This is a genomic window from Streptomyces sp. HUAS MG91 (assembly GCF_040529335.1).
GTDB classification, from domain to species: Bacteria; Actinomycetota; Actinomycetes; order Streptomycetales; family Streptomycetaceae; genus Streptomyces; species Streptomyces tabacisoli.
This window is the reverse complement of the sequence record NZ_CP159534.1, coordinates 3,465,000-3,478,216: the sequence shown is the minus strand read 5'-3', so window position 1 is coordinate 3,478,216 and position 13,217 is coordinate 3,465,000. Positions and strand designations below refer to the sequence as shown.

7 protein-coding genes and 3 rRNA genes are annotated in these 13,217 nt (G+C 66.2%); 5 read left to right on the top strand and 5 right to left on the bottom strand.

Annotated elements, in window-relative coordinates; genetic code table 11:
• Positions 1-259: 259 nt before the first annotated feature.
• From ABII15_RS15705 to rrf, 3 genes are all read left to right on the top strand, one after another.
• A 16S ribosomal RNA gene (locus ABII15_RS15705) occupies positions 260-1,785 on the top strand.
• Positions 1,786-2,094: 309 nt separating this feature from the next.
• Positions 2,095-5,220, top strand: a 23S ribosomal RNA gene (locus tag ABII15_RS15700).
• Between the two features lie 89 nt (positions 5,221-5,309).
• Positions 5,310-5,426 (top strand): 5S ribosomal RNA (gene rrf / locus ABII15_RS15695).
• The 16S, 23S and 5S rRNA genes sit together here, the layout of an rRNA operon.
• 106 nt (positions 5,427-5,532) lie before the next feature.
• Here rrf and ABII15_RS15690 read toward each other — a convergent pair.
• From ABII15_RS15690 to ABII15_RS15670, 5 genes are all read right to left on the bottom strand, one after another.
• Positions 5,533-6,843, bottom strand: a complete 1,311-nt coding sequence (locus ABII15_RS15690; protein ID WP_353942943.1) for a DUF58 domain-containing protein — start codon at positions 6,841-6,843, stop codon at positions 5,533-5,535.
• Between the two features lie 12 nt (positions 6,844-6,855).
• Positions 6,856-7,845, bottom strand: a complete 990-nt coding sequence (locus ABII15_RS15685; protein ID WP_351453943.1) for a MoxR family ATPase — start codon at positions 7,843-7,845, stop codon at positions 6,856-6,858.
• Entirely contained in the window at positions 7,845-8,990 is a 1,146-nt protein-coding gene (locus tag ABII15_RS15680; RefSeq protein ID WP_353947074.1) for a DUF4350 domain-containing protein, read from the bottom strand. Before ABII15_RS15680 ends, ABII15_RS15685 begins: the two co-directional genes overlap by 1 nt.
• 140 nt (positions 8,991-9,130) lie before the next feature.
• Positions 9,131-9,796 (bottom strand): DUF4129 domain-containing protein, encoded by a 666-nt coding sequence (locus ABII15_RS15675; RefSeq protein WP_353947073.1) that lies wholly within the window; start codon positions 9,794-9,796, stop codon positions 9,131-9,133.
• Positions 9,797-9,824: 28 nt separating this feature from the next.
• A complete protein-coding gene (locus tag ABII15_RS15670) occupies positions 9,825-11,192 on the bottom strand; it encodes a glycerophosphoryl diester phosphodiesterase membrane domain-containing protein (RefSeq protein WP_353942942.1) in 1,368 nt (455 codons plus the stop codon).
• Positions 11,193-11,332: 140 nt separating this feature from the next.
• Here ABII15_RS15670 and mtnA point away from each other — a divergent pair, with 140 nt between their 5' ends.
• Both mtnA and mtrA read left to right on the top strand, forming a co-directional pair.
• Positions 11,333-12,523, top strand: a complete 1,191-nt coding sequence (gene mtnA, locus ABII15_RS15665) for an S-methyl-5-thioribose-1-phosphate isomerase (RefSeq protein ID WP_353942941.1) — start codon at positions 11,333-11,335, stop codon at positions 12,521-12,523.
• 4 nt (positions 12,524-12,527) lie between these two features.
• Positions 12,528-13,217, top strand: a complete 690-nt coding sequence (gene mtrA / locus ABII15_RS15660; RefSeq protein ID WP_199836122.1) for a two-component system response regulator MtrA — start codon at positions 12,528-12,530, stop codon at positions 13,215-13,217.

The window sequence follows — 13,217 nt, the reverse complement described above, 5'->3', positions numbered from 1 at the left end:
GGAAAAAGGATCTGGTAAGGTTGGAAACACGAAATACCGAAGGGAAGCGCCCGGAGGAAAGCCCGAGAGGGTGAGTACAAAGGAAGCGTCCGTTCCTTGAGAACTCAACAGCGTGCCAAAAATCAACGCCAGATATGTTGATACCCCGTCTCTCTGAGACGAGGTTCCTTTGTAAAAACACAGCGAGGACGCTGTGAACCGGGAGATTATTCCTCTTCCGGTTCCGCTCTCGTGGTGTCACCCCGATGACGGGGAAACATTCACGGAGAGTTTGATCCTGGCTCAGGACGAACGCTGGCGGCGTGCTTAACACATGCAAGTCGAACGATGAAGCCCTTCGGGGTGGATTAGTGGCGAACGGGTGAGTAACACGTGGGCAATCTGCCCTTCACTCTGGGACAAGCCCTGGAAACGGGGTCTAATACCGGATACCACTCCTTCTCGCATGGGAAGGGGTTGAAAGCTCCGGCGGTGAAGGATGAGCCCGCGGCCTATCAGCTTGTTGGTGAGGTAGTGGCTCACCAAGGCGACGACGGGTAGCCGGCCTGAGAGGGCGACCGGCCACACTGGGACTGAGACACGGCCCAGACTCCTACGGGAGGCAGCAGTGGGGAATATTGCACAATGGGCGAAAGCCTGATGCAGCGACGCCGCGTGAGGGATGACGGCCTTCGGGTTGTAAACCTCTTTCAGCAGGGAAGAAGCGAAAGTGACGGTACCTGCAGAAGAAGCGCCGGCTAACTACGTGCCAGCAGCCGCGGTAATACGTAGGGCGCAAGCGTTGTCCGGAATTATTGGGCGTAAAGAGCTCGTAGGCGGCTTGTCGCGTCGGTTGTGAAAGCCCGGGGCTTAACCCCGGGTCTGCAGTCGATACGGGCAGGCTAGAGTGTGGTAGGGGAGATCGGAATTCCTGGTGTAGCGGTGAAATGCGCAGATATCAGGAGGAACACCGGTGGCGAAGGCGGATCTCTGGGCCATTACTGACGCTGAGGAGCGAAAGCGTGGGGAGCGAACAGGATTAGATACCCTGGTAGTCCACGCCGTAAACGGTGGGAACTAGGTGTTGGCGACATTCCACGTCGTCGGTGCCGCAGCTAACGCATTAAGTTCCCCGCCTGGGGAGTACGGCCGCAAGGCTAAAACTCAAAGGAATTGACGGGGGCCCGCACAAGCAGCGGAGCATGTGGCTTAATTCGACGCAACGCGAAGAACCTTACCAAGGCTTGACATACACCGGAAACGTCTGGAGACAGGCGCCCCCTTGTGGTCGGTGTACAGGTGGTGCATGGCTGTCGTCAGCTCGTGTCGTGAGATGTTGGGTTAAGTCCCGCAACGAGCGCAACCCTTGTTCTGTGTTGCCAGCATGCCCTTCGGGGTGATGGGGACTCACAGGAGACCGCCGGGGTCAACTCGGAGGAAGGTGGGGACGACGTCAAGTCATCATGCCCCTTATGTCTTGGGCTGCACACGTGCTACAATGGCCGATACAATGAGCTGCGATACCGCAAGGTGGAGCGAATCTCAAAAAGTCGGTCTCAGTTCGGATTGGGGTCTGCAACTCGACCCCATGAAGTTGGAGTTGCTAGTAATCGCAGATCAGCATTGCTGCGGTGAATACGTTCCCGGGCCTTGTACACACCGCCCGTCACGTCACGAAAGTCGGTAACACCCGAAGCCGGTGGCCCAACCCCTTGTGGGAGGGAGCTGTCGAAGGTGGGACTGGCGATTGGGACGAAGTCGTAACAAGGTAGCCGTACCGGAAGGTGCGGCTGGATCACCTCCTTTCTAAGGAGCATCTAGGCCGCCAAACATTGTTTGGTGGTCCAGGGCCATTACGTCGGCAAACGTTCGACGGTGGTTGCTCATGGGTGGAACGTTGATTATTCGGCACGATCGGTTGTCTTTCACTAGTACTGCTTCGGCGTGGAACGTGAGAAGAGAACGGGTCGGGCCGGGCACGCTGTTGGGTATCTGAAGGTACGGCCGATAAGGCTGCCTTCAGTGCCGGCCCCAGTGCACTCGAACCGCAACTGGTTCGGGGTGATGGGTGGTTGGTCGTTGTTTGAGAACTGCACAGTGGACGCGAGCATCTGTGGCCAAGTTTTTAAGGGCGCACGGTGGATGCCTTGGCACCAGGAACCGATGAAGGACGTGGGAGGCCACGATAGTCCCCGGGGAGTCGTCAACCAGGCTTTGATCCGGGGGTTTCCGAATGGGGAAACCCGGCAGTCGTCATGGGCTGTCACCCGCTGCTGAACACATAGGCAGTGTGGAGGGAACGCGGGGAAGTGAAACATCTCAGTACCCGCAGGAAGAGAAAACAACCGTGATTCCGGGAGTAGTGGCGAGCGAAACTGGATGAGGCCAAACCTCAAGCGTGTGAGACCCGGCAGGGGTTGCGCTTGGGGGTTGTGGGATCTCTCTTTTACAGTCTGCCGGCTGTGAGACGAGTCAGAAACCGTTGATGTAGGCGAAGGACATGCGAAAGGTCCGGCGTAGAGGGTAAGACCCCCGTAGTCGAAACATCAGCGGCTCGTTTGAGAGACACCCAAGTAGCACGGGGCCCGAGAAATCCCGTGTGAATCTGGCGGGACCACCCGTTAAGCCTAAATATTCCCTGGTGACCGATAGCGGATAGTACCGTGAGGGAATGGTGAAAAGTACCGCGGGAGCGGAGTGAAATAGTACCTGAAACCGTGTGCCTACAAGCCGTGGGAGCGTCGGACATCAAGCTTGCTTGGTGTCTCGTGACTGCGTGCCTTTTGAAGAATGAGCCTGCGAGTTTGCGGTGTGTTGCGAGGTTAACCCGTGTGGGGAAGCCGTAGCGAAAGCGAGTCCGAATAGGGCGATTCAGTAGCGCGCTCAAGACCCGAAGCGGAGTGATCTAGCCATGGGCAGGTTGAAGCGGAGGTAAGACTTCGTGGAGGACCGAACCCACCAGGGTTGAAAACCTGGGGGATGACCTGTGGTTAGGGGTGAAAGGCCAATCAAACTCCGTGATAGCTGGTTCTCCCCGAAATGCATTTAGGTGCAGCGTCGTGTGTTTCTTGCCGGAGGTAGAGCACTGGATAGGCGATGGGCCCTACCGGGTTACTGACCTTAGCCAAACTCCGAATGCCGGTAAGTGAGAGCACGGCAGTGAGACTGTGGGGGATAAGCTCCATGGTCGAGAGGGAAACAGCCCAGAGCATCGACTAAGGCCCCTAAGCGTACGCTAAGTGGGAAAGGATGTGGAGTCGCAGAGACAACCAGGAGGTTGGCTTAGAAGCAGCCACCCTTGAAAGAGTGCGTAATAGCTCACTGGTCTAGTGATTCCGCGCCGACAATGTAGCGGGGCTCAAGCGTACCGCCGAAGTCGTGTCATTGCAGTAATAAGCCCCAACGGGTGCTGTGATGGGTAGGGGAGCGTCGTGTGCCGGGTGAAGCAGCGCCGGAAGGCAGTTGTGGACGGTTCACGAGTGAGAATGCAGGCATGAGTAGCGATACAAACGTGAGAAACGTTTGCGCCGATTGACTAAGGGTTCCTGGGTCAAGCTGATCTGCCCAGGGTAAGTCGGGACCTAAGGCGAGGCCGACAGGCGTAGTCGATGGATAACCGGTTGATATTCCGGTACCCGCTGTGAAGCGTCAAACATCGAATCCAGTGATGCTAAGGCCGTGAAACCGCCGTCCTCGTCTTTGACGTGGTTCGGAGTGGTGGAGCCGCCGGCCCAAGTTGGTAGTAGGTGAGTGATGGGGTGACGCAGGAAGGTAGTCCATCCCGGGCGGTGGTTGTCCCGGGGTAAGGGTGTAGGACGTGATCTAGGTAAATCCGGGTCACACATAGTCTGAGACCTGATGCCGAGCCGATTGTGGTGAAGTGGATGATCCTATGCTGTCGAGAAAAGCCTCTAGCGAGTTTCATGGCGGCCCGTACCCTAAACCGACTCAGGTGGTCAGGTAGAGAATACCGAGGCGTTCGGGTGAACTATGGTTAAGGAACTCGGCAAAATGCCCCCGTAACTTCGGGAGAAGGGGGGCCACACCTGGTGATCACTCTTGCAGTGTGAGCTGGGGGTGGCCGCAGAGACCAGCGAGAAGCGACTGTTTACTAAAAACACAGGTCCGTGCGAAGCCGTAAGGCGATGTATACGGACTGACGCCTGCCCGGTGCTGGAACGTTAAGGGGACCGGTTAGTGCACTTTCGGGTGTGCGAAGCTGAGAACTTAAGCGCCAGTAAACGGCGGTGGTAACTATAACCATCCTAAGGTAGCGAAATTCCTTGTCGGGTAAGTTCCGACCTGCACGAATGGCGTAACGACTTCTCGACTGTCTCAACCATAGGCCCGGTGAAATTGCACTACGAGTAAAGATGCTCGTTTCGCGCAGAAGGACGGAAAGACCCCGGGACCTTTACTACAGTTTGATATTGGTGTTCGGTTCGGCTTGTGTAGGATAGGTGGGAGACTTTGAACCAGCCACGCCAGTGGTTGGGGAGTCGTCGTTGAAATACCACTCTGGTCGTGCTGGATGTCTAACCTCGGTCCGTGATCCGGATCAGGGACAGTGTCTGATGGGTAGTTTAACTGGGGCGGTTGCCTCCCAAAGAGTAACGGAGGCGCCCAAAGGTTCCCTCAGCCTGGTTGGTAATCAGGTGTTGAGTGTAAGTGCACAAGGGAGCTTGACTGTGAGACCGACGGGTCGAGCAGGGACGAAAGTCGGGACTAGTGATCCGGCGGTGGCTTGTGGAAGCGCCGTCGCTCAACGGATAAAAGGTACCCCGGGGATAACAGGCTGATCTTCCCCAAGAGTCCATATCGACGGGATGGTTTGGCACCTCGATGTCGGCTCGTCGCATCCTGGGGCTGGAGTCGGTCCCAAGGGTTGGGCTGTTCGCCCATTAAAGCGGTACGCGAGCTGGGTTTAGAACGTCGTGAGACAGTTCGGTCCCTATCCTCTGTGCGCGTAGGAATATTGAGAAGGGCTGTCCCTAGTACGAGAGGACCGGGACGGACGAACCTCTGGTGTGCCAGTTGTCCTGCCAAGGGCATGGCTGGTTGGCTACGTTCGGGAGGGATAACCGCTGAAAGCATCTAAGCGGGAAGCCTGCTTCGAGATGAGTATTCCCACCCCCTTTGAGGGGTTAAGGCTCCCAGTAGACGACTGGGTTGATAGGCCGGATCTGGAAGCACCGTGAGGTGTGGAGGTGACCGGTACTAATAGGCCGAGGGCTTGTCCTCAGTTGCTCGCGTCCACTGTGTTGGTTCTGAAACCACGAACAACCGTCGTAGCCTTTTGGTCACGGCTCCGGTTGACAGTTTCATAGTGTTTCGGTGGTCATAGCGTGAGGGAAACGCCCGGTTACATTCCGAACCCGGAAGCTAAGCCTTACAGCGCCGATGGTACTGCAGGGGGGACCCTGTGGGAGAGTAGGACGCCGCCGAACAAATTTTGAGAGAAGCCCGGACCGGGAACGGTCCGGGCTTTTCTGCGTTTACGGAGCAAGAAATCCGCAGCCTCGTCTTTTGCGAGGCGAGGCTACGGAGGGGTGATCAGAGGCGGCCGGCCGCTTTCAGGGACAGGTAGGCGTCCGCCAAAGCGGGGGCCAGTTCTGAGGGTGTTGCGTCGACGACCGTGACGCCGTGGCGGGTGAGTTTTTCCGCCGTGCGGTGGCGTTCCGCTGTCGCCTGGGCCGCTGATGCCGCGTCGTAGATCGCGTCCGTGGTGCCCCGTGACGCCGCCATGGCTTCGATCGCCGGGTCGGCGACCGAGGCCACCACCACGGTGTGGCGCTTGGTGAGGCGGGCGAGGACAGGGAGCAGGCCCTCCTCGACCGGGGCCGCCTCCAACGACGTAAGAAGAACGACGAGGGAGCGGCGGGGCGCCGTGTGCAGGGCCGTCGCCGTGAGGCCTCGGGCGTCGGTTTCGATCAGCTCGGGTTCCAGCGGGGCCATGGCGTTGACCAGGGCCGGAAGGACCTCGCCCGCGGTGCGGCCCTGGACCAGGGCGCGGACGCGGCGGTCGTAGGCGAGCAGATCGACGCGGTCGCCGGCGCGAGAGGCCAGGGCGCCCAGGAGGAGCGCGGCGTCCATCGAGGCGTCCAGACGCGGGGCGTCGCCGACCCGGCCGGCGGACGTACGGCCCGTGTCCAGGACCAGGAGGATGTGCCGGTCGCGTTCCGGGCGCCAGGTGCGGACGGCGACCGCGGACTGGCGGGCCGTTGCGCGCCAGTCGATGGAACGGGTGTCGTCCCCGGGGACGTACTCCCGGAGGCTGTCGAACTCGGTGCCCTCGCCCCTCGTCAACACGCTGGTGCGGCCGTCGAGTTCGCGGAGGCGGGCCAGCTTGGACGGGAGATGCTTGCGGCTGTGGAACGGCGGCAGGACGCGGACCGTCCACGGCACGTCGTGCGTGCCCTGACGGGTGAACAGGCCCAGCGGGCCGAAGGAGCGGACCGTGACGCGGTCCGCCTTGCGGTCGCCCCTGCGGGTGGGCAGGAGGCGGGTGGTGACCCGGCGGCGCTCGCCCGGTGGGATCGTCACCCGGTGCCGGGACGCGTCGTGCTCCATGCCCCTGCGCCACGTGCTGGGCGGCCAGGCGTCGCGGATCTGCGCGCGCAGCGGGCGGCGCCCGGGATTGGTGACCGTGAGCGTGACATCGGCCGGGTCCCCGAGACGTACGGACGTGTCGCCCGCGCGCGTGAGGCGCAGTGAGCGTACGGGGGCGGCCAGCGCGAAGTCGCAGGCGCAGGCCAGGGCCAGGGGAGCGTTGACGGCCAGGATGCCCGTCCAGCTCGGCTCCCAGATCCCGATGGGGAGGGAGCCGACGGCTGCGAGCAGGGCCGTGCGTCCGGTGAGGGCCATGTCGTCCGGTCTCTAACGGGGGACGGGGACGTGGGTGAGGATCGCGTTGATCACCGAGTCCGTGGTGACGCCTTCCATCTCCGCCTCCGGGCGCAGCTGGACGCGGTGGCGGAGCGTGGGCAGGGCGAGGGCCTTGACGTCGTCGGGGGTGACGTAGTCGCGGCCGGTCAGCCAGGCCCAGGCGCGGGCCGTGGAGAGCAGTGCCGTCGCCCCTCGCGGCGAGACGCCGAGGGTGAGGGACGGGGATTCGCGCGTCGCCCGGCAGATGTCGACCACGTACGCCGTGACCTCGGGGGAGATCGACGTCTTGGCCACCGCGGCGCGGGCCGTCTCCAGGTCGGCGGCCGTGGCCACCGGGCGCAGGCCGGCCGAGGCGAGGTCGCGCGGGTTGAAGCCGGACGCGTGGCGGGTGAGGACGTCGATCTCGTCCTGGCGGGTCGGAAGAGGAACGTTCAACTTGACGAGGAAGCGGTCCAGTTGCGCCTCGGGGAGCGGGTACGTGCCCTCGTACTCGACCGGGTTCTGGGTGGCGATCACCATGAACGGGTCGGGGAGGGGACGCGGGGTGCCGTCCACCGTGATCTGGCGCTCTTCCATGGCCTCCAGGAGGGAGGACTGGGTCTTGGGCGGCGTGCGGTTGATCTCGTCCGCGAGGAGGAGGTTCGTGAACGCCGGGCCCGGCTGGAAGGAGAAGCGCGAGGTGTGCGTGTCGTAGACGAGGGAGCCCGTCACGTCGCTGGGCATCAGGTCAGGGGTGAACTGGACGCGCTTGGTGTCGAGTTCGAGGGACGCGGCCAGGGAGCGGACCAGGAGGGTCTTGGCCACGCCGGGGACGCCTTCGAGGAGGACGTGGCCCCGGCACAGGAGGGCCACGACCAGGCCCGTGACGGTGGGGTCCTGGCCGACCACGGCCTTGGCGATCTCGGCGCGCAGGGCTTCCAGAGAAGCCCGTGAGCTGCGGGGATCGGGTGTGGGCCCGGCGTTGTCAGTGGTCGGGTCCATCATGAATTCCGTACCTCTCTTTCGAGGGCGTCGAGGTGGTCGGCGAGGGCGATGAGTGCCGCGTCGGTCGTGGGGGGCGGACCGAAGAGGAGAGCGTGCAGGTCCTGGCCGGGCGTGGGGAGTTGGCGGGCCAGGGCCGGCAGGAAGATCTCGGGCGTGTGGGCCCGGGAGACGGGGATGCCGATGAGGGGGGCGAGCTTGGTGCGGGTGGAGATACGCAGGGCGTTCGCCGCGCGGTCGCGGGCGTTCGCCTTGCGGTAGAGGCGGGCGCGGCCTTCGGTGGTCTCGGAGGCGCGGATCGCGACGGGGAGACGTTCGGGGACCAGGCGGCCCAGACGGCGTGCGCGCCAGAGGGCGGCGAGGGCTGCCGCGACGAAGAGCTGGAGCGTGCCCCAGAGCCAGCCCTTGGGGATCAGGTCGAAGAAGCTGCGGTCGTTCTGCGCACCGGAGGCCGCGGATTCGTCGGTGAGGGAGGGGAGGTACCAGACCAGATGGGGGCGGGTACCGAGGAGTTGGAGAGCGAGCGAGGCGTTGCCCTGCTTGTCGAGGCGGTCGTTGAGCAGGATGTCGGGGGCGCCGACGATCACGGTGTCGCCGTCGCCGGTCGCCGAGGGCAGGCGGAGCAGGGTGGGGATGCCGTCGCTCGGGTAGCAGGAGTCGGCTTTCTCCGAGGCTGTGTTGTAGCGCTCGCCGCCCGTGTCGGCCGCGCCCGCGCCGCGGGCCGCCGGCAGGGAGCAGTCGGGGGCGAGGGTCGTGTCGGTGCTGGTTCCGGGGTCCGCGGTGACCCCGGGGGCCAGTTTGCCGACCGACGCGGCGCTCGGGGCGACGAGGATCGTGCGGCCGCCGGATTCGGCGGTGGCGGCCTGGATCTGGCTCTGCTGGTGGGCCGTGAGCAGGTCGGGGACGGCGACGAGGAGGGTGGTGTCCGCTCCGGTCGCGGCGCGGGCCTCGGCCGCAGTGGTGACGACGCGGGTGTCGACGCCGCGCTCGGCGAGGAGCGCGGCGACGGCGCGGCTGCCGTACTGGTCGGCGGAGCGCGGGTCGAGTTCGCCGTGCTTCTCGCCCGAGCGGATGGCCGCGGTGGCCACGGCGGCGGCCAGGAGGAGGACCAGGGCGAGGGCGATGCCTCGCGTGCGGGTCCACACCTGGCGGACCGTGGGGGTGGTCGAGGTGCCCTCGGGGGACGGTTCCGGCGTCGGGGGCGGCGGCGTCCCGGTGAGGGTGGCCGTGGACGTGCCGGTGGTGGCCCGGTCGGGCTTGGAGAGGTCCGGGGTGGTGGGGTCGGTCACCGTGCGGCCCCCGAGGCGGTGAGGGACGGGGCGGTGTGTTCCGCCTCGGTGTCCAGGGCGGTCAGGCGCTGGTACATCTCCGGGGTCGCGGAGCGGCCGCCGTATGTGACGTCGTCGAAGTCGCGGGCCGCCGCCCGGAGCCGGTCCGTGTGCTGCGGCAGGGCGCGGGAGGCCTCGCCGGCCGCCTCGTCGGCGGTGCGGCCGGGGCGCGGGTCGAGCAGGGCGCGCTCCTCCAGGGAGCGGACGAGGGCCCGCATCCGTTCCTGGACGGCCTGGTTCCAGTGGCCCTGGGCGGCGTGCGCCTCGGCGGCCGCCCGGTGTTCGGCGGCGCTGCGCGGGCGGTCGTCGAAGAGCCGGGCCGTGGAGGTGGGGGAGCGGCGCGGGGTGCCGAGCCGCCACCACAGCGCCGCCGCCACGGCCACGACCGCCAGCACGATCACGATCAGGCCGACGGCGCCGCCCGGCGCGGCGCCGGACGCGGCGGACAGCAGCTTGTCGATCCACTCCCAGAACTTGTTCAGGGCCCGCATGAACCAGCTCGGATCGTTCTGGTGGTACGCGGGCTTGGACAGCTCGTGCTCGGCCGCTTCCCGCGCGGGATCGCGCGGGATCGTCACCGGCGGCTCGTCGCCGCCGGCGCGCGTCAGCCAGGCCGCCGCCATGAGCACTCCCCCGGGCGCGCTCACCGCATCAGCCCCCCGGGGTGGCGCCGGGAGCGGTCCCGTAGCCCTGGAGGCCCGCGGCGCGGGCGAGTTCGAGGTCGAGGGCCTCGCGGCGGATGCGCTGGTCGATGTAGAGCAGCACGGTGACGCCCGCGGTGATCGGGAAGGTGAGCGTGGAGCCGATCACCGAGCCGAGGCCGCTGATGATCAGGAAGGCCCAGCCCGAGTCGCCGGTGCTGTCCAGGAGGCCGACGCCGTCACCGCTGATCGCCGCGGCGATGAAGGTGAACGGGATCAGGATGATCGACGAGACGATGTTGGTGATGATCGTCGCCAGGATCTGGATGCCGAAGACCCGCCACCAGGAGCCGCGGACCAGCTTGCTGGACCGGCCCATGGCCTTGCGGATCGTCTGCTTCTCCAGCATCAGCGCGGGCGAGGCCAGCGAGAAGCGGATCATCAGCCAGATCGCGACGACGAAGCCCGCGATGCCGCCGATGATCGCGAGCGCGATGCCGCCGTCGGACGAACCGAGGACGGCGACGAGGATGCCGGGGACGGTGCCCACGAAGACGACCGCCGCGACGATCAGCGGCAGCAGCAGCGTCAGGCCGAGCAGCCTGAGGACCTGGGGACGGGCGTCGCGCCAGGCCTCGCCGGTGGTGACGGACGTGCCGAGGACCGCACGGCTGGTGACGGTCGTCAGCAGGGCCGTGGCGATGATCGTGCCGAGCAGCGTGACCACGAGGACGACACCGGTGCCGATGAACAGCCCGCCCAGGGCGTTGAGGACCTCGCGGGGCGTGGCGTCCGGGTCGTCGAGCGCGGCGGTGGTCGCCGAGTCGTTGAGGAAGAAGCCCTGGAGGAGGACCACCAGAAGTTCCGTGACCACGGCGACGGTCAGCGAGATGCCGAGGACGGTGCGCCAGTACGTACGCATCGTCGAGACCGCGCCGTCGAGGATCTCCCCGACGCCCAGCGGGCGCAGCGGGATGACGCCGGGCTTGGCCGCGGCGGGCGGGCCGCCCCAGCCGCCCTGGCCCCAGCCGCCGCCCTGCGGGGGAGCGCCCCAGCCGCCGTACCCGGGACCGCCGGGGCCCTGGCCCCAGCCGCCCTGGCCGGGAGCCTGGCCGCCCCAGCCCTGGCCGGGGGCCGGCGGGGGCGGCGGCGGGGTCTGGCCGGGGCCGGAGGATCCGGAGGAGCCGGGCGAGCCGGAAGGAGCCGACCACTGCGCGGGCGGCGGCTGCTCCTTGGACCACTGGGGGCCCTGGCCCACGGCGTCCTGCGGAGCGGCGCCCTGGGCGTCACCGTTCTGGCCCGTGCTGTCCTGGCCCTTGCCGTCGGGGCCGTCGGAGGGGGCAGATCCGGGCGAGGCCCAGCCCGGAGTGTCGTTCATCGTCGCTCCTTCAAGGTGCCCGTCCGCGGTCGCGGCGGCAGGTTGGCTGCCATCGTGCCATGGGGTGGGTTCCGCATGACCTGGCCCCGTACTGCCTTGACACCTTCAATTGTCGGGGCAGGGAAGGGCAGACTGGGCGGATGGCTGATCAGTACGCGCAATCCGGCGAGGACATACAGCTCAGCGAGGACAAACAGCCCAGGACCGACGACGTACAGGCGATCCGTTGGGAGGAACCGGCGGAGGGGCCCGTTCTGGTGTTGCTCGACCAGACGCGCCTTCCGGCAGAAGAAGTCGAGCTGGTGTGCACGGATCCGCAGGCACTGGTGCAGGCGATCCGGTCCCTGGCCGTGCGCGGAGCTCCGCTGCTCGGCATCACGGGGGCGTACGGGGTGGCGCTCGCCGCCGCTCGTGGATTCGACGTGCGGCAGGCCGCGGACGCCCTGGCGGGCGCACGGCCCACCGCGGTCAATCTGGCGTACGGCGTCCGCAGGGCCGAGGAGGCGTACCGGTCGGCGCTGGGGGCCGGGGCGGGGACGGGCGGCGAGGCCGTCCGGGAGCGGGCCGCCGCTGCCGCGCTCGCCGCCGCGCGGGCGCTGCACCAGGAGGACGCCGCGGCGAGCGCCAGGATGGCGGAGCACGGGATGCGGCTGCTCGACGAGCTGCTGCCCGGCGGGAACCACCGGATCCTGACGCACTGCAACACCGGGGCCCTGGTCTCCGGTGGTGAGGGCACGGCGTTCGCGGTGGCGCGCGCCGCGCACCGCGCCGGACGGCTGCGCCGGCTGTGGGTGGACGAGACCCGCCCCCTGTTGCAGGGTGCGCGGCTGACCGCGTACGAGGCAGCGCGCAGCGGGATGGCGTACACATTGCTGACCGACAACGCGGCGGGATCGCTGTTCGCCGCCGGTGAGGTGGACGCGGTGCTGATCGGCGCGGACCGGATCGCCGCCGACGGTTCGGTGGCCAACAAGGTGGGGAGCTATCCGCTCGCGGTTCTGGCGCGTTATCACCATGTGCCGTTCATCGTGGTGGCGCCGGTGACGACGGTGGATCTGGCGACTCCCGACGGTGTGTCCATCGAGGTGGAGCAGCGGGCCGGACATGAAGTGACGGAGCTCACGGCGCCGCAGGCGCCGTTGGCGGGAGTGGAGGCGGGTGGCGGGATTCCGGTGGCACCGTTGGGAACGCAGGCGTACAACCCGGCGTTCGACGTGACACCGCCGGAGCTGGTGACGGCGATCGTCACGGAGTGGGGCGCGTTGGCGCCTGTGACAGGTGAGGGCCTGAGTGAGCTGTGTTCCAGGTCACGCCAGGTAACGATGAGCTAATGGGATGATGTGGTCCATGAAGGGACGAGTCCTTGTCGTCGACGACGACACCGCACTGGCCGAGATGCTCGGCATTGTGCTGCGTGGTGAAGGTTTTGAGCCGTCGTTCGTAGCTGACGGCGACAAGGCGCTGGCCGCTTTCCGGGAGACCAAGCCCGATCTGGTTCTCCTCGACCTCATGCTGCCCGGCCGGGACGGCATCGAGGTGTGCCGCCTGATCAGGGCGGAGTCCGGGGTGCCGATCGTGATGCTCACGGCGAAGAGCGACACCGTCGATGTGGTGGTGGGGCTCGAGTCGGGCGCCGACGACTACATCGTGAAGCCCTTCAAGCCGAAGGAGCTCGTGGCCCGTATCCGGGCGCGGCTGCGGAGGTCGGAGGAGCCCGCGCCCGAGCAGCTGGCCATCGGTGACCTGGTCATCGACGTGGCCGGGCACTCGGTCAAGCGGGACGGGCAGTCGATCGCGCTGACGCCGCTGGAGTTCGATCTGCTGGTGGCCCTGGCCCGCAAGCCGTGGCAGGTGTTCACCCGCGAGGTGCTGCTCGAGCAGGTGTGGGGCTACCGGCACGCCGCGGACACGCGCCTGGTCAATGTGCATGTGCAGCGGCTGCGTTCGAAGGTCGAGAAGGATCCCGAGCGGCCCGAGATCGTGGTGACCGTCCGCGGGGTCGGTTACAAGGCAGGGCCGAGCTGA